Raw genomic sequence first — 19310 nt, 5'->3', positions numbered from 1 at the left:
CAGATAGATTGCGTTCATAATCTATCTTCTCTCAAGGAGGCAGCATGAATCTGAACGGCGCAGTCGCGGTGGTCACCGGCGCGAACCGGGGTCTGGGACGCCACCTGGCCGCACAACTGCTGGAACGCGGCGCATCGGTCTACGCGGCCGTCCGCCGTCCCGGCGACCTGGACCTGCCAGGAGTCACCCCGCTGCTCCTCGACGTCACCGACCACGCGTCCATCCGGGCCGCCGCGCGGATCGCCACCGACGCGAACCTCCTGATCAACAACGCCGGGATCTCCACCGGCACGCCGCTCATCGGCGGCGACCTCGACGCGGTGCGCCGCGAACTGGAGACGAACTTCTACGGCCCCCTCGCCGTCACCAGAGCCTTCGCACCGGTCATCGAGGCCAACGGCGGGGGCGCGATCCTGAACATCCTGTCGGTGATCTCGTGGCTGCACCCGGCGCGGGCCGGTGCGTACGCGGCGGCGAAGGCGGCCGCGTGGGCACTGACCGACGCGACCCGCGAGGAACTCCAGCCCAGGGGGATCAGCGTCTCGGCACTCCATGTCGGCTTCATGGACACCGACATGACCGCCGGACTGGACGGCGTCCCCAAGGCCGACCCCGCCGACGTCGCCACCCAGGCACTCGACGGAATCGCCACCGGCCAGGCCGAGATCCTGGCCGACGACCTCACCCGCCGGATCCGTCAGGCTCTGGCGCGAGGACCCGTCCCGACCGGCGGCTGATCGCCCGCGCGAGCCGGCCGGCTTCGACCCCGTCGATCAGCGCGCAGCCATGCGGGCCGTAATGCGTCTCGCAGTGCAGGCTCATCAGGTCGGCGAGCCGGGTGGCCGCGTGCGCGACGCCCTCTTCCGCGACCTCCACTGCCCTCCTCGACGGGCGCCGCTGACCATCCGGGGGCCTCGGCGGCCTCGGCCCGGAGGTCGATCTCCCCCGGGTGGGGGAGGCTGCTCACCCGCTCAGGTGATCTTCCGGGGCGGCGGCCCGGACACGGTTGCAGCATGCCGATCAGACTCCTGCACCGGGCTCCCGCCGAGAGCGACACCGAGCGGCAGGTCCCGCGCTGGGCGCTGCGGGTCGCCTACGCGCTGCCGCTTCTGGTGCTGCCCTCCTGCCTCTGGCGGCTGCCGTTCGTCCTCGATTTCGACATGGGCCAGATCCACGACACGGACATGCCGGCGTTGTGGATCAGAATTCCGTACATCTTCGGGCTCAGCACGCTGTCGGAGCTGGCGGCGTTGCTGAGCATCGGGCTGGTACGCCGGTGGGGCGAGGTCTTCCCGTCCTGGGTGCCTCTTGCCGGGGGGCGGCCCGTCCCGCCGATGGCTGCGGTGGTTCCCGCGGCGGCCGGGGGCGCGATCCTGTCGGTGTTGCCGGTGCAGACGGTGCTCCACTGGGCGGGGGTCGTCGATGAGGTCGCCTACGACAACGTCTGGTGGGAGATCCTGGCGAAGGTGTGCATCAGCCCGCTCAACCTGTGGGGGCCCATGGTGCTGGCACTGACCTGCGCGTACTACGTGCGCCGCTGCCGTCCTGGCGTGAAGGCCGCCGCCTGATGCGACGACCTTGCCCGGCGCGTGCCCGTTCCCGACAGTGGCAGTGAGCGCGGACTCGCGGACGGACGGGGGCGTCGGAGGTACGGGTTCTTCCCGGGGGCCTGTCGGGGGCATCCCTGATGCGGGCCGCGGGACGTCCGGACAGGATTGACGGCATGAAGATCACTGCGATCGCGGGCGGCCTGCTGGCCTCCGCGGTGCTCCTGACCGGGTGCGGCCTGGACGCCATCGGCAAACCGAAGAACGAGGAGACCAGCACGTACCAGGTCAAGGAGAAGGTGCAGCGGCTTCACCTCAGAAGCGGCAGCGGGAACGTGACCGTCACCGAGTCGGACGCGACGTACGTCAGCGTGACCGAGAGGCTCTACTGGAGCAACGACAAGCCGCGCGCCGCGCACAAGGTGGAGGGCGGCACGCTGTCCGTCTTCTACGACTGCGAGAAGTCGTGGGGAACGTGCGGGGTCGAGTACCAGGTGCAGGTGCCCAAGGGGGTGCCGGTCGACGTGGACGCCGGCTCGGGTGATCTGACGCTGAGGTCGCTCACCGGCCCTCTGGACCTGAAGGCCGGCTCCGGCGACATCAAGGGCGACGGCCTGGGCGGCAAGAAGCTCCTGGTCAAGGAGGGGTCCGGCAAGGTCACCCTGAAGTACGCGGTCGCGCCGGAGAGCGTCGAGCTGTCGGCCGGGTCGGGTGACGTCGAGCTGACCGTCCCCGACGAGACCTTCGACGTGAAGGCGAGCACGGCCTCCGGGGACGCCGACGTCTCGGTCAAGAAGGACGGCTCCTCGCCGCGCAAGATGTCGCTGACCACGGGTTCCGGCAACATCACTGTCTCCGCCGGGTAACCGGCTCCTCGTGCACGCCACCTTCTTCGCCGGGTAACGGGCTCCCCCTCCCGGGCGTTGACTTTGTCGCAAGTGATGACGCACCATGTTGCTACAAAGCTTGCGACAAAAGGAGGAGGCATGACGAACGCTTCCACGTCCGACGCCGGGCCGCCGCCCGCGGACATCCGATGCGCCGAGACCTGGCTGCGGCGGCACGGCCTGAGCGACGGCCCGCCGACGCCGTTGCTGGCCACGCGGCTGGCGGTGCGGCGTCGGGTGCGGCTGCTGGGCAGCGTCCTGCTGGCCGTGCTGATCATCGCGGCCTCCCTGGCGCAGGTCGCCGCCCTGCCAGGAGCCGCCGACGGGTCCGGGTCCGGGTCGGACCGGCTGGCGCCGATGCTGGTGCTGAGCGGGTCGATCGTCGCGCTGCTGCTGACCCAAATCCTGCTGGACGCCTGGGTGCGGCGCGTCGACCGGCGCGCCGGAGCCGCGCTGCCGCGACGGGTGACCCATCCGGTGCGGCTCGGCTGGGCCGCCCTGCTCGGACGGCCCTACGCCGTCATGGCGGGCGCCACCTTCGCCTGCGCCTTCGCGCTGGGGGTGAGCGCGCTGACCGTCACCGAGGGCACCGCACGGCACGCCGCCGTCGTGCTGCTGGTCGCCGTGACCGGAGTCGCCCTCGGCGCCGTCCTGCAACTGCGCGAGATGCTGGCCCGTCCCGTCGTGGCCGAGGACGAGGTCTCGCTGACGGCCGACGTCGTCATGCGGATCGAGGACGCGCGTGAGAGTTCCGCGCCGCCCGTTTTGTGGGCGCTGCCGGTGGTGCTGCTGTCCGGGTTCGCGCCCGGGTGGTGGAGCGCCGCCTCGGTGGGCTTCCTGGTGCTGGGAGTGCTCGCCCTGGTCGCCGTCCAGGTCAGGACGCCGTCGTACGCGGCCACGGCGCGGCGCGCGGTGGGCCTGCGATGATCGTCATCGATGCGGGCTCACCGGTCCCGCCGTTCGAGCAGTTGCGGGCCCAGCTCGCCCGGCAGATCCAGAACCGCACGCTGGCCGTGGGCGCCCGGCTGCCGACCATCCGCCACCTGGCGGCCGACCTCGGTCTCGCCGTCAACACGGTCGGCCGGGCGTACCGGGAGCTGGAGGAGGCGGGTCTGATCGAGACGCGCGGGCGGGCGGGCTCGTTCGTGTCAGCCGCCGGCGAGGAAGGCCGGGAACGGGCCCGCCGGGCCGCCGCCGACTACGCCGCCGTGATCGCCAGCGTCGGCCTCGACGCGGCCGAGGCGCTCCGCATCGTGCAGGCGGCTCTGACGTCCGGCGCGGTGGCGCCGGCCTCGCCATGACGCTCCGGCCGCGAAGCCACGCCACCAGGCACTGCGGCCGAGAGCGCATGACGCCGACGCACCGGCTGGAGGTTCAGCTCCTTGTGAACCTGGTTTCCTCGTCCGGATAGCGCTCACACCGTTTCGGACGCTCCCACAGGGACCACGGCGCGGGCCGCCGACAGCGCCGACGGATCTTGTGACAAGATCGCCGAATGCTGCGACTCACCGACTTCATCATCGACTGCCCGGACGCGATGAAACTCGCGGCCTTCTACTCCGCGGTGACGGGACGCCCGGTCAAGGAGGGCAGCCACGAGAACTGGGCCGGCATCCAGTTCGGCGAGATCGAGCTGGCCTTCAACCCCGTGGAGGACTACCGCGCACCGCAATGGCCCGACAGCGAGCACCCCAAGCAGTTCCACCTCGACTTCGAGGTCGACGACGTCGAGGCCGAGCAGAGCCGCGTCCTGGCCCTCGGGGCGTCCCTGCAGCAGGATTTCATCGGGCCCAACGGCTACGGGTGGCGCGTCTACACCGACCCCGTCGGGCACCCGTTCTGTCTGTGCCGCAACAAGGGGGTCGTCTGGACCGACCAGGGCCCCGTCTGGCCCAAGCGCGCCTAGCAGTGCTGTGTGACTCGCGAATGACCTTGTAGCGGAAGGGTCTGCGCCGCCCGGTACGTGCCGGTCGTCGGCACGCGGTTGGCCGGGCCGCCCGGTGCGCCGGGGAGCACGCGCGCCCTTGCCGTCGTGCGTGTTCCGTGGCGTCCCCACGTGCGGGGAACCGGGTCCCTGTCGTCGGCAGTTCTCCGGTCCCCCGCCGGCGTCAATCGCGAGACGAGGAGACGGCCGGATGCGGCGTCGAGCCGAGCGTGACGGGCTTGTCCGGCATCCGGACCCGCAGGTCGCGGGCCGGCGCGCGCCGGTCGGGCGCCGCGGCGGGCGCCGGGGCGCCACCGGGCATCCCGCCCGTGGTGAAGTCCCACCACACGCCCGGCACCTCGTGCGCCACGACGGTGTCGGCCGTGGCCGTGCCGCCGTCGTAGCCGAGGGTGTAGATCAGGCGCTGGTCGTCGTCGGTGATGAACGCCGTCACCGGCCACGACTGCCCCGGCGCGCCGCCCGCCAGATGGGTGGCGCCGCCCCGGTAGCTGCGCAGGCTGTGCACCGAGTCGTCGTCGGTGTACTCGTAGGCCAGCGCGGTGCCCTTCTGGCTGAGGAACAGCGCCTTGCCGCGGCCGTTGACGTCCTCCGGGACCAGGCAGTTGCCCGCGCCCGGCGTGGCGCCGCCGATCCTGGCGACCATCAGGCACGAGGTCTGGGACGGATGCGCGGTGAACCGCAGGGCCACCACCTGCCCGTCGCCGGAGATGATCGGGTCGCCGACGTCCGTGCCAGGGAAGATCTCCGTCGTGCCGCCGGCGACGGCGTCGTACAGCCAGGTGCGGTACTTCTGGACGGTGACGTCGTAGGTGGACCAGGTCACCCGGTTGCCGTCGCCGGACAGGACGCCGTCGCCCGTCGAGGTCGGGCAGTCGCCGTCGGTCTGGGAGTCGCAGGAGGTCAGCTTCTGCGCCGCGCCGCCCTTGACCTGCCGGTAGAGGTTCCACCGGGAGGTGGCCGAGTTCACGTCCAGCTTCTTCCAGTAGACGACCGCGTGCCCGTCGTCGCTGACGGCGGAGACGTAGCCGTGCTCCTCCAGCGTCCAGGAGGTCCTGGCGGCGATGTCGTGCACGACCGACCTCGGGGTCAGCACGCCGGTCCACTCCAGCGAGGTGAAGGCGACCACGTTGCCGTTCCGGCTGGCCAGCGGGCCGCCGACGAAACCGGTGACCGGGGTGACGCCGTCGGCGCCCATCGACACGACCTGCGTGCCGCCGCCCTGCGTGTCCTTGCGCAGGATGAACGGCGCCGTGCTGGAGGGCGCGCGCCGGTCGTCCGGCATGAGGTTGCTGCGCGCCTGGGTCATGAAGAAGATGTAGCGGCCGTCGCCGGAGGCCGCGGCGCCGGTGGCGCCGCCGGCCGTTCCGGAGGAGTCGGGCCGGCCCTGCGTCTCGGTGCTGCCCGCGAGGTCCGCGCCGAGCGTGGAGGGCGGGCCGAAGAAGATCACGTCCGTCGGCGTCAGCTTCAGCGGCGCGGACGGCTCGCCGCTGCCCTGCGCGTTCTGCGCGATCACGGTGACGCTGTACGTCACCCCTGGCGTGAGCCCCTGGACGAGCTGGTGCGTCGCGTCGCCGCCGTAGGCGTACGTCCGCGCGGTCTGGCTGCCGTCCTCGGCCGTCGCGGTCACCACGTAGCCGGAGATGTCGCTCGTGCCGGTGTCGGCCGGCGGCGACCAGCTCACGGTGGCCCCGCGCAGCGTCGGCGCGGTGAAGGTGTCGAGCTTGGGCGGGCCCGGCGTCCCGTACTGCGCGCCGACCTCGACGCCGCCGCGGGCCTGCAGCTGCGGGTGCCCGCCGGTCGCGGGGCTGGTCACCTCGACCTCGGCGAGGCCCTCCTGCGAGGAGTTGAACAGGCCGTCGGCGGTGAGCGTGCCGGGGCCGCCGACCAGCTTCCACTGGGTGACGACGTCGTCGGGATAGCCGGAGACGGCGACCTTGAACTGGTAGTTCTGGCCCGGTCCCACCTTGCCGTGCTGCGGGACGACCTTGATGCCCTGGAAGGCGCCCGGGGCGTGGGTGACCGTCCAGAACGCGCTGATGATGTCGTCCTTGCGCCAGACCGAGTAGTCCTTGCCGATCGCGCCCAGGTCGATGGCGGCCCCGAGCCGGGCCAGCACCCGCAGTTCCCACCACGGGTTCTGCGTGGTGTCGGCCTTGAACTGCGCGCCCGGCGCGTCCACCACCAGGGCGGGGCCCACCACCCCGTACAGCAGGAGCTCGATGTCGGTGGAGATGGCGGTGGTGACCGTGCCGTCGCCGTAGGCCCCGACGCCGCCGTCGCTGTAGAAGCCAGGGCCGCCGTCGTTCGGGGTGCAGGACGTGCCGCTCTTGCCGGTGTGGCAGCGCGTGCCGAACTGCTTGTCCCAGTGGACGGCGAAGCTCAGCCCGACCGTCGCGGACGCCTCGAACGCCAGCGCGACCGAGAAGCGCACGCACACCACGACCGGCACCTTGCCCACCATGAACGAGAAGCACGGCCCGTTGACGTGCCCGAGGTGCGTCCGCCTCTTGTACTCGAACGCGAGACCCTGCTTCACCCGCACCTCGGAGCTGATCTTCGTGGTGTTGCTGATGTCCACGCCGCGGCCGGCGGAGTCGGTGCTGGCGCCCATCTTGGTGTCCTGGTCGATCACCGCCCAGCCCTCGACCTTCGTGACCGAGCGGCCCTTCTGCTCGAACGACTGCTCGAACTCGATGACCAGGTTCCCGTCCCGCAGGCCGACCCGCGGCCCGGCCGCCCGGTGACTGGTGTTCTCGACGGGTTCGACGAGCCGCGCCCCCGGCACCGACGGCACGAACTCCACCTGGTCGCCGGTGTCCACGCGGCCGTCGGTGGCGAAGCCGGCGTCGGTGAAGGCGTCGCTCAGCGAGGCGGCCGTGGTCGAGACGACGAACCGCCCGTTCTGCAGCGCGGTGCCGGACACCTTGCCGAAGAACCCTTCGGGGGTGCGTTCGGTCTGGCCGATGACGAGCAGCGTGCCCGCGGTGAGCCCGGTGACCTCCGCCGGCGGGTTCTCGAACTCCAGGGCCCGCCCCCGTACGGCCCGCAGCGTGGCCGCCGCCTGCGGGGACAGCACCCGCGGCTCGCTCTTGACCGTGAGCTTCGGCGTGATCGCCTCGGTCGGGGCGCTGGCCGTGCCGGTGCCGGCGGCGTTGGTGGCGCGCACGGTGAAGGTGTAGGCCGTGGCCGGGTCCAGCCCCGCGATCGTGGCGGTGGTGGCGGTGACCGTCGCGGCCTTGCCGCCGGGGCTGGCCGTCACCGTGTAGCCGGTGACCGGGCTGGTGCCGACGTCGGCGGGCGCGTCCCAGGTGACCTGGACGCTGCCGGAGGCCGGGAGCCCGGCCCGCAGGTGCGTCGGCGCGCCGGGCGGCCGGCTCGCCGCCGGGGTGACCGCCGCCGCGGTGCTCGGGGCGCTCGCGCCCACCGCGTTCCTGGCGACGACCGAGACCGTGTACGCGGTGCCGTTGGCCAGCCCGGTCACCGAGGTGACCGTCGTGTCGGGCGGCGTGTCGACGGTCCGGCCGCCGGGCTGGACGGTCACCGTGTACCCGGTGATCGGCGAGCCGCCGTCCACCGCGGGCGCCCACTGCACGTCCACGCGCTGGTCGAGGGGGGTCACCAGCAGCGCGGGCGGGGACATGGGCACCTCGGCGGGCGCCGGGCGCACCGCGTCCGAGGGCGGCGACGGGTCTCCGGCGCCCGCCGCGCCGACCGCGGTGACGGTGAAGGAGTAGTCGGTGCCGTTGGTCAGGCCGGTGACCGTGGCCTCCGTGGCCGTCGTGTTCACGGTGGCGCCGCCGGGGGCGGCCGTCACGACGTAGCCGGTCACGCCCGCGGCGCCGGTCTCGGGCGGGGCCCAGGTGACGCGTGCCGCGCCGTCCCTGCCGTACACGCCGGTGACGAACGGGCGGCCGGGCCGGCCCGGGACGCCGGGGGTTACCGGGTCGCCGGGCGCGGAGGCGTCGGAGACGCCGTTCGCGTTGGCCGCCGTGACGGTGAAGGTGTACGCGGTGCCGTTGGTCAGGCCGGTGACCGTGGCCTGTAACCGGTCGCCGGCGACGGTCGCGGTCGCGCCGCCGGGGGCGGCCGTCACGACGTACCCGGTGATCGCCGACCCGCCGTCGGAGGCGGGCGCGCGCCAGGTGACCTTCGCCGAACGGTCGCCCGGCGTCGCGGACACCCCGAGCGGCGGCGAGGGACGGGTGACCGTCCCGGCCGGCGTCACCGGCGCGGACGCGGCCGACCTGGCCGAACTGCCCACCGCGTTGGCGGCGGTCACGGTGAAGGTGTACGCCGTGCCGTTGGCCAGGCCGGTGACCGTGGCCTTCAGCAGGTCGCCGGAGACCGTCGCGGTCCCGCCACCGGGGCTGGAGGTGACCGTGTAGCCGGTGATGGGCGCGCCGCCGTCCGCGGGACGCTGCCAGGAGACGGTCGCCGACGTGTCGCCCGCCGTCGCGCTCACGCCGGCCGGGGCGGACGGCACGGACGCCGATCCGTAGTAGTCGAAGGTGTCGACGGTCACGTTGACGCTCGCGCCGCCGGTGTTCAGGATCACGAACGTGCCGCCGGTGCCCACCTTGACCGGCACCAGGCTCGACCAGAAGTCGTTCGGCTGGTACGCGATCGAGCCGCCGCCCGGGATGCTCGCCTGGCCGGTGGGGTAGACGCGCAGCAGGCCGTTCGCCGTGCCCTTGGCGGTGATGTTGACGCCGACCGCGCTCACCCCGGAGGCCGGCACACCGCCCTTGCCCAGCGGGGCGACCGTGTACGAGGCGCCCGCCGCCACCGTCACGGAGGTGAGGGTCCGTGACGGGGCGACGGGCGCCAGGACCGAGGAGGCGACCGTGGCGGCGGGCGTCGCGAAGTAGCCGGCCACGTCGGCGTACACCGTCAGCGCGGCGGCCCCGTTGTTGTTGACGGCGATCTTGCCGTCCGCGCCGAGGGCGGCGATGACCAGGTTCGACTGGAAGTAGGAGGGCCGGTAGTCGATGTTCGACCCGACGGGCGGCGTGCCGCCGGACGGGTAGGCGATCATCTTGCCGGACCCGGTGCTCTTCACCGCGAACGTCAGCGCCACGTACGCCACCCCGGAGGCCGGCACGCCGCCCACCCCCGCCACCGCGAACGTGGCGGTCGAGTTGGCCGCCACGGTCTGGTTGCCGATGACCCGGCCGGTGTTCAGCGGCACGTACCGGGCTCCCGCCGTCGCGGCGGCCGTCGCGGTGTAGTACCCGTGCACGTCGGCGTAGACGCTGACGGCGGCCGTGCCGGTGTTCTTGACCTTGAGGGAGCCGTCCGGGCCGAGCTTGACCGTCAGGAGCTGGTCGTCCCACACGCCGGAGCGGTAGCGGGTGCCCGTCACCGCGGGCGCGGCGGCCAGGTCGGAGGGGAAGACGATGAGGCCGCCCGCCGCGCTCGCGCCCTTGGCCGCGACGTTCACCGCGGCGCTCGCGACCCCGCTCGCGGGCACCGCGCCCACCCCCGCCACCTTGACCGTGGTGGTGGCCCCCGCCGCGATCGACACGTTGCTCAGCACCCGGGCCCGGACCCCGTAGAACTGGCCCGGCCCGGGTTGGACCGACGCGGCGGCGGCCGGGGGCGCCCCCGTCACCACGAGGACCCCGGAGAAGACCAGGATGAGCGCTGACAACCATCGCATGACCACACCGGCCTCCTGGGGCAGGATCACTCCGTGTTGCGCGGCTGACGCTACCAATGGCCCTGAGCTCGTGAAATACGGCGAAAAATAGATATTTTTCGTCTATCAACCGCTGTACGACTGTCTGTCCGCCTGCAACTTCGGCGGTAGCCGACGTCCCCCGTCAGGGGTGGGGCTTACTCGAACGCCTCGGCCGTCAGGTGATAAATGTCGCGATGTTGGTAGATGAGGTCGCCGTCTTCCGCGTCGCAGGCGATCCCGAAGGGCTCCTCGGGCGTTCCCTTCAGTTCTTCCCCCAGCGGCTCGTCCACTTCCAGGAACCATGTGACGCCCGCGATCGGCACCCCGGAAGGGAAGGGGAAGGGGATTCGGTCGCCGTTGGCGTGCATGATCTCGTAAATGGCGCTGTGCAGGTCCGGCACGGCGTCGTTCACTTCTTCCGGGGTCGCGTCCGGCTGTGTCCGGCGGTAGGACTTGCGTCCCTCTTCGAGAAGCCGGTCGAAGTCTTCGATGCGGTAATCGATGCGGGACAGGATCGAAATCGTCCCTCCGCTCCCGGGTTCGCCTTTCTCCATCTGATCATCTTGGTGTACGGGTTTCGCCGGCTCAACGACTTCTCGATGCCGTCCCTTCGCTCGCCCGGGCCGGGCGGGCGGCGGCGGCGTGGGCGCGGGCGGCGTCCTCGTCCCCGAGGCGGCGGGCCAGCTCGGCCAGCACGAGATGGGTGGACCCCCAGCAGGCGGTGCCCATCCCGGCCACCACCAGCAGGTCCGCGTACGGAAGCAGCCGCTCGTAGAGCGCGCGCGGATCGGGCACGCCCAGGCGGGCGGCGACCAGGCCCCAGACGGGCACGAGGAAGTCGGCCACCCAGTCGTCGGGGACGTCGGTCCCCCAGCGCGCCACCAGCTCGTGCGCCAGCTCGGCGCGGCCGGACTCGGCGGCGGCGAGCACGGCGACGGGCCGCAGCGGCACGAACCGCGGCTCCTCCGCGGCGGCCACCAGCTCCTCCAGGATCTCGGCCACCCGCCCCTGGCCGCGCCGGCAGGTGAACGTGGTCACCAGCCGGTGGAACCCGCGGCCCCACATGGTCGGGGCGAACCGCATGTCGCCGTACCGGGCGAGCAGGTCCTCGGCCTCCTCCCACCGTCCGTCGAGGGTGGCACGGGGTGTCTGGGCGATGCGCACCATCGACTCCAGCTCCGGGCGCGGCGCCATGGCCAGCAGTGCCTCGCAGCGGGCCAGCTCGCGGTCCCAGCCGGGCAGGTCGCCGTCGCGCAGCAGGCAGGACATGAGGGAGACCCGCGCCAGCACCTCGCCGCTCACCGGCAGGCCGGGCAGGGCCGCCAGCTCCTCGGCCATCGCCCGCCGCGCGGCGTTGCCTCCGGGGCGGAACGCGGCGAGCAGGTAGTTGTTCATCGTGCGGGCCAGGAGCGGCGTGTCACCCGTCCGCCTGGCCAGGGCGACGGCCTCGGCGGCGTGGCGTTCGCCCTCGGCGCCGCGGGGACCGTAGTGCAGCTCCAGGGCGAGGGTGCCCAGGAGGGTGGCGCGGTCGGCGTCCGGCAGCGGGCCGTCGAGCAGCTCCTCGATGACGGCGACCAGGCCGGAGTCGACGACGCCGTACGGGCGCCAGTTCCACAGGGCCGGGCCGCCGATGGCGGTGACCGCGGAGATGAGCGCCGCCCGGTCGCCGGCGGCTCTGGCCAGGACGATCGCCTCCTCCCAGTCGCGGTGCGCGTCCTCGGGCCGGCCGGCGGCGCGGTGGGCGTGGCCGAGCTCGGTGAGCAGGCGGGCGCGTTCGGCGTCGTGGCCGGGTTCGAGCGCCGACAGGGCCAGCGTCCAGAAACCGGCCGCCTCGGTGTGGGCGAGCTGCGCGGCGGCGTGCCGGGCGGCGCGGGAGGCGTACCGGACGGTTCTGCCCGCGACGTCCAGGCGGCCCGCCTGGGAGAAGTGGTGGGCGAGCGTGGCCGACCGCGACTCGGGCAGGACGCCTTCCAGCGCCTCGCCCGTACGCAGGTGCAGGCGCGAACGGTCGAGCTTGCCGAGCCCGGCGTACAGGGCCTCCTGGACGAGGGCGTGCGAGAAGCGGTAGTCGGGCCCGGCGAGCGGCTCGGCCAGCAGGCCGGTGGCGACGGCCGGCTCCAGCGCGGCCATCACCTGCTCGGCGGTGCTGCCGGTGACGCTCTCCAGCAGGCCGGCGTCCACGTCGCGGCCGGCCACGGCGGCGGCGGCGAGCAGGGCACGGGTCTCCTGGGGCAGGCGCGCGACCCGGCGCTCGATCACGTCACGGGCGCCGCTGGGGACCGTACGCTCGCCGCGCGGCAGGCGCAGCACCTCGCCCAGGTAGAAGGGGTTGCCGCCGGTCCTGTCGAGCAGGTCGCCGACCAGGCCGGGCTCGTCGGCGACCTGCTTGGCCCGCAGGAAGGCGGCCACGTCGCCGGAGGTGAACGGCGGCAGCTCCAGGCGCTCACCCGACCGCGTCAGCGCCGCCAGCGTCCCGCGCAGCTCGGCGGGGTGGTCGCCGGGCTCGGGACGGCAGGTGACCAGGACGAGCAGCGGACGCCGCAGCGCGGACTCGGCGACGAACTCCAGCAGCCGCAGCGAGGACACGTCGGCCCAGTGGAGGTCTTCCAGGACGACGGCCAGCGGCTCCTGCGGCCGGGTCAGGACGTCCAGGACCTGCTCGTACAGGCCGAACAGATCCTGCTCGGGGTCACGGGCGCGGCCGGACAGCAACCCGGTGGCGTCACCCGCCTCGCGCAGGATCTGCGTCCAGGGCCAGAAGGCCGAGGCGGCGCGGTCGGCGCAACTCCCCCACGCGACCCCGAACCCGCGCGCGGCGGCCAGATCGGCGGCGGCCCGGACGAACCGGGTCTTGCCGATGCCCGCCTCCCCCATGACCAGCACGGCGCCACCGTCGCCGCGCCGCGCGGCGGCCAGCCGCCGCGCCACCAGCTCCAGTTCGGCCGAGCGGGCGATGAGGGCCTCGCCCTCCGGTTCGGGGGCGGCCGGGACGAACGGCGCCACCGGCTCGGGCACCGGCGGGCGCAGCTCGGGCGCCTGGTCGAACACCGCGCGTTCCAGCTCCCGCAGATCGGGGCCGGGGCTCAGCCCGAGATCGGCCGACAGCCGCTCACGCACCCGGCGCAGCGCGGCCAGCGCGTCGGCCTGCCGTCCGGCCCGGTAGAGCGCGCGCACGAGCAGCGACCAGGCCCGCTCCCGGTACGGCTCGGCCGCGACCAGCGCCTCCAGCCCGGGGATCAGGGGCGCGTCCTCCCCCAGAGCCAGGCGGGCGTCGAAACGGTCCTCCAGGGCGGTGACGCGGGTCTCGGCGAGCCGCGCGGCGACCGGCTGGGCGAACTCCTGACCGGCGAACTCCCCCAGCGGTTCGCCCCGCCACAGCCCGAGCGCCCGGTCGAGCAGCTCGACGGCCCGGCCGGGCGCGCCACCCGCCAGCGCCGCGCGGCCCTCACCGGCCCAGGAGGCGAACCGCCACAGGTCCACCTGGCCGGGCGCGACGGCGAGCAGGTAGCCCGGCTCGCGGGTGAGCAGGACACGCGGCGGGGTACGCGGCGGCCGGTCGGGCTCCAGCACCCGGCGCAGGTGGGCGATGTACGCCTGAAGGGTACGGGTCGCCCCGGCGGGCGGCTCCCCGGCCCACAGCTCGTCGATGAGCCGGTCGAGCGACACCACCCGGCCGGGCTCCAGCGCCAGCATCGTGACCAGGGCACGCTGCTTGCGCGTACCGAGATCCAGCACACCCTGCTCGCCGGTGACCTCAAGCGGCCCGAACAGCCGAATCTCCAACCCTGCCATGTCCGTCCCCACCCTACGGCACCTCAACTCGATCCCAGCTCGACCCCAGCCCCCACCCGACAAAGTGGAGCCATCGACGAGAGAGGCGTGAACATGAACATCGGGGACGAACTGCGCGGCGTGGTCCGGGGCACGGTGCTCGCAGCCGGCGACGAAGGGTTCGAGCAGGCCCGGCGGCCCTGGAACCTGGCGATCGACCAGCCCGTGCGGGCCGTGATCGAGGCCGCCGACGCCGAGGACGTGGCCGCGCTCGTCCGGCACGCCCACCTGGCAGGACTGACCGTCACCACCCAGCCGAGCGGCCACGGAGCCACCGGCGACACCGCCGAGACGATCCTGCTGCGCACCACCCGCCTCGACCACCTGCACGTGGACCCCGCCGAACGCGTCGCCCGCGCGGGGGCCGGCGTGAAGTGGGGCCGCGTCCAGGAGGCCGCGAGCCCGCACGGGCTGACCGGGCTCGCGGGCAGCAGCCCGGCGGTGACCGTCACCGGCTACACCCTGGGCGGCGGCCTGAGCTGGTTCGGCCGCCGGCACGGCTGGGCGGCGGGCGGCGTGCGCGCCTTCGACATCGTGGACGCCACCGGCACGCGCGCCCGGATCACCGCCGACGACGACCCCGACCTGTTCTGGGCCCTGCGCGGCGGCGGCGGCGACTTCGCCATCGTCACCGCGCTCGAATTCGACCTGCATCCGGCCCCTGACCTCTACGGCGGCCGCATGTTGTGGCCCGCCGCGATGGCCCCCGCCGTCCTGGAGGCCTACCGCGAGATCACCGCCACCGCACCCGACGAGCTGACCCTCTGGTACGACCTCCTGCAGTTCCCCGGCGCCGCCCCGCTGGTGGCCGTGGACGCCACCCACCTCGGCGCGGGCGGCGACGCCGAGGCGCTGATGCGGCCGCTGGAGAAGATCGCGGGGCGGCTGTCCGACTCCCGCGCCGTGCTGCCGGTCGCCGGGCTGGGCGCCATCACCGCCGAGCCCACCGACCCCGGCCCCGGCAGGTCCCGCGCCGAGCTCCTGACCGGGCTGACCGACGAGGTGGCCGCCGTGCTGCTGGAGCAGCCCATCGACCCGCTCCTCAGCGTCCAGGTCCGGCACCTGGGCGGCGCGCTGGCCCGGCCGTCCGGCATCCCGGCCGGACACCTGGCCGAGCCGTACGCGCTGTACCTGTTCGGCATCCCCGGGCAGGACGGGGGCGCCGCCGTCCGCGAGCGCATGGACCGGCTGACGGGGGCGCTGGTGCCGTGCACGTCGGGGCGCAAACCGTTCACCTTCCTCGCGCCGGGCGAGCGCGCCGCCGCCGCCTTCGCCCCCGACGACCTGGCCCGCCTCCGGGACGTCAAGCGCTCCCGCGACCCCCGCGGCACCTTCCGCAGCAACTTCCCCGTCCTGGCCTGACGACCACCGGGGAGCCGCGGCGAGCAGAGCGCGCCGCCGGGCCGCGGGCACGGCCTCACCGCGGCCCGGACTCCTCGGGCACGATCTCACCGCAGCCCGGACTCCTCGGGCACGGCCTCACCGCGGCCCGGACTTCTCGGGCCGCTCGGGGCGGCGTCCCCATGCCGAGATCAGCGGCGCGAGGGTGAGGTCGAGCTCGCCGGCCTCGACGGCGGCCAGGTGCGCGTCGATCTCGGCGTCGTCGGCCAGCCCGGCGGCGAGCAGCTCGGCGCGTACCATGCGCACCGTCGCAGCCTCCAGCCGGTCGCAGGCCACCCCGCCGACCGGGAAGCACCCGGCCGCCGCGACGTCGGCCAGGCCGGCCGCGCGCAACGCCCTCGGCAGCGTACGGCCGTAGCGCAGGTCGGCGCCGCGACGGGTCATCAACTCCCGGACGGCGCGCCGCAGCCGGTTGGCTCGCCGCTGTGCCGGACCGACCTCGTCGAGGCAGGCCAGCGGCTGCAGCTCGGTGTCGGCGTCCTCGATGAGCAACCGGCCGCCGGGACGCAGCGCCGCCACCATCGTCGCCAGCGCCCGGTCCCGGTCGGGCACGTGGACGAGCACCAGCCGGGCGTGCACCAGGTCGAACGTGCCCGGCTGCGGCGGCGGGTCCTTGACGACGTCGTGCCGGAGCACCTCGTACCCGGCGTGCGGGTCCAGCCAGGTGGGGTTGATGTCCGTGGCCAGCACGTAGCCGGTCGGCCCGACGGCCGTGGCGAGCGCCTCGGGGATGCTCGGGCCGCCCGCGCCGACTTCCCAGCACCGCCAGCCCGGCTTCACGCCGAGCCGGTCGAAGTGGCCCCGGGTGACGCCGTCGAACAGCTCGGCCAGCCAGGTGAACCGCTCGCCCGCCTCTACCCGGGCGTTGTCCAGCAAGTAGCGGTGATCCGGGGCAGATCCATCCGGCTCTGGCCCGTGGTCGGCGAAGGGCTGCGATGAACTCATGCCTACATCTTCACGATCTTCCACGTGCCGTGTCAGCACGACATGGGATGAGATCGGACGACCTTCCGGGACTGGTGAGGACCGCAACGGATCTGCCCGGGATCGTCGTCCTGCCGGAACCGGCGAGAGCCGCCCGCCCACGGAAGGGCCGGCCGTCCCCGGGGGCTGACGTCGTTCAGACGCCGAGCGAGGCCAGGGCCCGGCGGGTGACGTCGGCCGGGGCCGCGGCGATGACGTCGTCGAGCGCGTCCATGGAGGCCTGAAGGTCGCTGATGGCCTGGGCGATGCGGTCGCGCTCCTGGTGGAGGTCGGCGAGCAGGTCCGGGCAGGTGGGGACGAGGCGGTCGCCGGCGTCCCGCAGGCACGGCAGGACCGTCATGATCGTCGAGGTGTTCAGGCCGGCGGCCAGCAGGCTGCGGATGCGGCGGACGACGGCCACGTCCTCCTCGACGTACTCCCGGTAGCCGCTGGGGCGCCGCTGCGGGTGGAGCAGACCCTGCTCTCCGTAGTAGCGCAGCAGGTGCACGGCCACGCCGGTCCGCCGGGACAGCTCACCGATGCGCACGACGACCTCCTGACGGCGGGCCGGTCACCGCCCCGCCGGACTTGACTCTCATATCGATGTGAGACTTTAGCGTCTACGGCGTGAAGATGAACAAGGGTTTCGCGACGCTCGCGGCATTGTGCGCAAGCGTCTTCGTCGTGGGCACCTCGGAGTACCTGATCGCCGGGTTGCTGCCGCAGGTCGGAGCTGATCTCGATGTCTCCGTGGGCACCGCCGGACAGGCCGTGACCGCGTACGCGCTCGGTGTGGTGGCCGGAGGGCCGCTCATGGCCCTGCTGACCTCGCGGCTGCCGCGCAAGGGGCTCGCCCTAGGGCTGATGCTGCTGTTCGCGGCGGGCAGCGCGATCAGCGCGGCGGCGCCGTCGTTCGGCCTGCTCCTGGCGGGCCGCGTGGTGTCCTCGCTCAGCCACGCCGCCTTCCTGGCGCTGGCGCTGGTGACGGCGACCCGGGTGGTCCCGGCCGAGCGGACGGGCTCGGCCATCGCCACCGTGGCCTCGGGCTTCACGGTGGCCACGCTCCTCGGGGTGCCCCTGGGCGCGCTGCTCGGAGAGAGCGCCGGTTGGCGGGCCCCGTTCGCCGTGCTGACCGTTCTGTCCCTGGTGGGCACCATGCTGCTGGCCGCCGTCCTGCCCCGGCAGGAGGCGCCGTCCACGCGGCTGCGTGACGAGATCCGCGTGGTGACGCGCCGGCCCGTCATGCTCGCCATCGCCACCACCGCGGTGGGCTTCTCCGGGGTCGCCACGGTGTTCACCTACATCGCGCCGCTGCTGATCCGCGTCTCCGGCTTCTCCGCCGCCGCGGTCTCCGGTCTGCTGCTCGCCTACGGCGCGGGCAGCTTCATCGGCAACCTCACTGCCGGCAGGCTGACCGACAGGTCGATGAGCGCCACCGTACGGGGGGTCTTCGGCGGGTTGGCGGGGACGCTCCTGCTGGTCCCGTTCGCCGTGGTGTGGCAGCCGACCGCCGTGATCGCGGTCCTGGTGCTCGGTCTGCTCGCCACCGCGACCATCGCCCCGCTGCAGGGGCTGATCCTGCACCACGCGGGCGCCGCCCCGAACCTGGCGGTCTCCGCCAACGTCGGCGCCTTCAACCTCGGGGCCGCAGCCGGCTCGGTCATCGGCGGCACGATCGTCGCCGCCGGCGCCCTGCGGTGGACCGGCCTGGCGGGCGCGCTACTGAGCCTGATCGGACTGGCCCTCACCTACCTCGTCCTGCCCCGGACACGCAGGCTGCCGAAGAACACCGAACGCCAAACCCCGCTGGCCGCCTGACTCCCACCTCGCAGGTGCAGGCACCGGGAGGCCGGGGGTCAGGCATCGGCGCGTCGCGGGGCTGCGCGGGGAGGAGCTGGCGCCGCTGGCGAGGCGGCCGCGCGGCCCCAGTCGCGGGGTCGTGTCCCGGGTCGTCGGGTCGTGAGTCTCTGTCGTCATGCGGCCAGGCTGGGGCAGGCCGCGAAGATCAACCAGAGCCCTGCTGAAGGTACATCTGCCAGATGCAGGACCAGCGCTCGAACAATGCGCTAAGGACGGGACAGAATCACCGAGCTGGAGAGCTGAGTGAGCAGCTCCAGTTGATCGAAATAAAGCCGCAGACTCGTAATGAGTCCGTCTTCAACCGTGCAGACATAACAGCACCGCAAACGAATGGGGCGACCCGTCGCGGTGAGCACCTGACCGTCGGGCATGGCGTACGGCCCTCGGTGGGTTCCCACCATGAGAAGCTCGTCGACGGTCGTGGCCTCGCCTTCCGAGGACTCCGTGATCACCGCCCGGACGTCGGGAAACGCCCTCCAGAACTCCTCCAGGTAGGAGGCCAGCTCGCTGTGTCCCTGGGACACGCCCTCGGGGCTGATGGACACTCCGGACGGGCTGACGGTGTGAAGCAGCGCCTTCATATCGTGTGCGTTGAACGCGTCCGTATAGCGGTCGCGCATTTCGCGGGCAACATTCATGGCACCGGATCCTCCCACTCGCTCGATGCCCGGCACGGCTGCCGATATGCGGTTCACCTACCAACGCACGCTAAATCCCTGCACTCGGCCGGGTAGAATTCCGGGCGCTTCGTCAAGGCGCGCGGTCGCGTGAGCGCCTGGGGCGGCGCGTGCCCGGCCGGTGACGGCGGGCCATCGTTCGCATATTGACGTGAACGTGAGGAAAGGATACGTTCCGGTAGATTTCACGGTTGTCCAAGGGAAATCCGGTGAGATGCCGGTGCGGACGCGCCACTGTATCCGGGACGTAGATCCCGGGAGCCAGGTCGCTTGGCAGCCGTGACCTCGTGATATGGGACGCGTGACCCCTGAGGAGGCTTGACATGACCGGGCTGTCCACCCCGTCGACGATTCCCTTTCCGCGCCTGCGCCCTTGGCTGCTGCTGGCCGTGCCCGTGCTGCTGCTGGTCGCCTACCTGGTTCTGATGGACAACGGCGCCATCTCCCAGACCGGCACCTTCCTGCACGAGCTGATGCACGACGGGCGCCACCTGCTCGGCGTGCCCTGCCACTGAGCGC

General features: G+C 73.1%; 15 protein-coding genes and 1 riboswitch. Of the genes, 9 read left to right on the top strand and 6 right to left on the bottom strand.

Features of this window, described 5'->3' with window-relative positions; genetic code table 11:
- Nucleotides 1-44 precede the first annotated feature (44 nt).
- From ACIBQ8_RS34495 to ACIBQ8_RS34470, 6 genes are all read left to right on the top strand, one after another.
- Entirely contained in the window at nucleotides 45-737 is a 693-nt protein-coding gene (locus tag ACIBQ8_RS34495) for an SDR family oxidoreductase (protein WP_397194058.1), read from the top strand.
- 276 nt (nucleotides 738-1013) lie between these two features.
- Nucleotides 1014-1568 (top strand): hypothetical protein, encoded by a 555-nt coding sequence (locus tag ACIBQ8_RS34490; RefSeq protein ID WP_397174787.1) that lies wholly within the window; start codon nucleotides 1014-1016, stop codon nucleotides 1566-1568.
- A gap of 155 nt (nucleotides 1569-1723) precedes the next feature.
- Entirely contained in the window at nucleotides 1724-2413 is a 690-nt protein-coding gene (locus ACIBQ8_RS34485; RefSeq protein WP_397194057.1) for a DUF4097 family beta strand repeat-containing protein, read from the top strand.
- 120 nt (nucleotides 2414-2533) lie between these two features.
- Nucleotides 2534-3361: a hypothetical protein gene (locus ACIBQ8_RS34480; protein ID WP_397194056.1), complete on the top strand. Its 828-nt coding sequence runs from the start codon at nucleotides 2534-2536 to the stop codon at nucleotides 3359-3361.
- On the top strand, nucleotides 3358-3735 hold the full coding sequence (locus tag ACIBQ8_RS34475) for a GntR family transcriptional regulator (protein WP_364335224.1): 378 nt from the start codon (nucleotides 3358-3360) through the stop codon (nucleotides 3733-3735). Before ACIBQ8_RS34480 ends, ACIBQ8_RS34475 begins: the two co-directional genes overlap by 4 nt.
- A gap of 194 nt (nucleotides 3736-3929) precedes the next feature.
- Nucleotides 3930-4340 (top strand): VOC family protein, encoded by a 411-nt coding sequence (locus tag ACIBQ8_RS34470; RefSeq protein WP_397194055.1) that lies wholly within the window; start codon nucleotides 3930-3932, stop codon nucleotides 4338-4340.
- Between the two features lie 202 nt (nucleotides 4341-4542).
- On the opposite strand, the gene ACIBQ8_RS34465 is transcribed toward ACIBQ8_RS34470, so the two are convergent.
- The 3 genes from ACIBQ8_RS34465 to ACIBQ8_RS34455 all read right to left on the bottom strand — a co-directional run bounded on the left by ACIBQ8_RS34465 (nucleotide 4543) and on the right by ACIBQ8_RS34455 (nucleotide 13851).
- Entirely contained in the window at nucleotides 4543-10038 is a 5496-nt protein-coding gene (locus ACIBQ8_RS34465) for a fibronectin type III domain-containing protein (RefSeq protein WP_397194054.1), read from the bottom strand.
- Between the two features lie 176 nt (nucleotides 10039-10214).
- Nucleotides 10215-10613 (bottom strand): hypothetical protein, encoded by a 399-nt coding sequence (locus ACIBQ8_RS34460; protein ID WP_397194053.1) that lies wholly within the window; start codon nucleotides 10611-10613, stop codon nucleotides 10215-10217.
- 31 nt (nucleotides 10614-10644) lie between these two features.
- On the bottom strand, nucleotides 10645-13851 hold the full coding sequence (locus ACIBQ8_RS34455; RefSeq protein ID WP_397194052.1) for a BTAD domain-containing putative transcriptional regulator: 3207 nt from the start codon (nucleotides 13849-13851) through the stop codon (nucleotides 10645-10647).
- A 93-nt stretch (nucleotides 13852-13944) separates the two neighbouring features.
- On the opposite strand from ACIBQ8_RS34455, the gene ACIBQ8_RS34450 reads away from it, so the two are divergent.
- Nucleotides 13945-15252 carry an FAD-binding oxidoreductase gene (locus tag ACIBQ8_RS34450; RefSeq protein ID WP_397194105.1) on the top strand — a complete coding sequence of 436 codons (1308 nt, stop codon included), beginning with the start codon at nucleotides 13945-13947 and terminating at the stop codon, nucleotides 15250-15252.
- Between the two features lie 117 nt (nucleotides 15253-15369).
- On the opposite strand, the gene ACIBQ8_RS34445 is transcribed toward ACIBQ8_RS34450, so the two are convergent.
- The gene (locus ACIBQ8_RS34445; RefSeq protein ID WP_397194051.1) at nucleotides 15370-16167 is read right to left on the bottom strand and encodes a class I SAM-dependent methyltransferase; all 798 of its coding nucleotides are present in this window, start codon (nucleotides 16165-16167) and stop codon (nucleotides 15370-15372) included.
- 244 nt (nucleotides 16168-16411) lie between these two features.
- Nucleotides 16412-16801: a MerR family transcriptional regulator gene (locus ACIBQ8_RS34440; RefSeq protein WP_397194050.1), complete on the bottom strand. Its 390-nt coding sequence runs from the start codon at nucleotides 16799-16801 to the stop codon at nucleotides 16412-16414.
- 86 nt (nucleotides 16802-16887) lie between these two features.
- On the opposite strand from ACIBQ8_RS34440, the gene ACIBQ8_RS34435 reads away from it, so the two are divergent.
- Nucleotides 16888-18072 (top strand): MFS transporter, encoded by a 1185-nt coding sequence (locus tag ACIBQ8_RS34435; protein WP_397194104.1) that lies wholly within the window; start codon nucleotides 16888-16890, stop codon nucleotides 18070-18072.
- Nucleotides 18073-18320: 248 nt separating this feature from the next.
- Here the strand turns inward: ACIBQ8_RS34435 and ACIBQ8_RS34430 are convergent, their stop codons facing one another.
- Nucleotides 18321-18809 (bottom strand): ester cyclase, encoded by a 489-nt coding sequence (locus ACIBQ8_RS34430; protein ID WP_397194049.1) that lies wholly within the window; start codon nucleotides 18807-18809, stop codon nucleotides 18321-18323.
- Nucleotides 18810-18950: 141 nt separating this feature from the next.
- Nucleotides 18951-19080: riboswitch (cobalamin riboswitch) on the top strand.
- A gap of 34 nt (nucleotides 19081-19114) precedes the next feature.
- Between ACIBQ8_RS34430 and ACIBQ8_RS34425 the strand changes: the two genes are divergently transcribed.
- The gene (locus ACIBQ8_RS34425) at nucleotides 19115-19306 is read left to right on the top strand and encodes a CbtB domain-containing protein (protein WP_352320001.1); all 192 of its coding nucleotides are present in this window, start codon (nucleotides 19115-19117) and stop codon (nucleotides 19304-19306) included.
- Nucleotides 19307-19310 lie beyond the last annotated feature (4 nt).

Origin of the sequence: Nonomuraea sp. NPDC049646, assembly GCF_044465525.1 — a bacterium.
GTDB lineage: Bacteria > Actinomycetota > Actinomycetes > Streptosporangiales > Streptosporangiaceae > Nonomuraea.
The sequence above is the reverse complement of the archived record's forward strand: the minus strand, read 5'-3'. Positions and strand labels throughout refer to the sequence as shown.

Coding starts and splice junctions, on each gene's coding strand:
- ACIBQ8_RS34455 (WP_397194052.1), bottom strand. CDS start 13,851: ATGGCAGGGTTGGAGATTCGGCTGTTCGGGCCGCTTGAGGTCACCGGC.
- ACIBQ8_RS34435 (WP_397194104.1), top strand. CDS start 16,888: ATGAACAAGGGTTTCGCGACGCTCGCGGCATTGTGCGCAAGCGTCTTC.
- ACIBQ8_RS34465 (WP_397194054.1), bottom strand. CDS start 10,038: ATGCGATGGTTGTCAGCGCTCATCCTGGTCTTCTCCGGGGTCCTCGTG.
- ACIBQ8_RS34485 (WP_397194057.1), top strand. CDS start 1,724: ATGAAGATCACTGCGATCGCGGGCGGCCTGCTGGCCTCCGCGGTGCTC.
- ACIBQ8_RS34425 (WP_352320001.1), top strand. CDS start 19,115: ATGACCGGGCTGTCCACCCCGTCGACGATTCCCTTTCCGCGCCTGCGC.
- ACIBQ8_RS34495 (WP_397194058.1), top strand. CDS start 45: ATGAATCTGAACGGCGCAGTCGCGGTGGTCACCGGCGCGAACCGGGGT.
- ACIBQ8_RS34475 (WP_364335224.1), top strand. CDS start 3,358: ATGATCGTCATCGATGCGGGCTCACCGGTCCCGCCGTTCGAGCAGTTG.
- ACIBQ8_RS34470 (WP_397194055.1), top strand. CDS start 3,930: ATGCTGCGACTCACCGACTTCATCATCGACTGCCCGGACGCGATGAAA.
- ACIBQ8_RS34480 (WP_397194056.1), top strand. CDS start 2,534: ATGACGAACGCTTCCACGTCCGACGCCGGGCCGCCGCCCGCGGACATC.
- ACIBQ8_RS34490 (WP_397174787.1), top strand. CDS start 1,014: ATGCCGATCAGACTCCTGCACCGGGCTCCCGCCGAGAGCGACACCGAG.
- ACIBQ8_RS34450 (WP_397194105.1), top strand. CDS start 13,945: ATGAACATCGGGGACGAACTGCGCGGCGTGGTCCGGGGCACGGTGCTC.
- ACIBQ8_RS34460 (WP_397194053.1), bottom strand. CDS start 10,613: ATGGAGAAAGGCGAACCCGGGAGCGGAGGGACGATTTCGATCCTGTCC.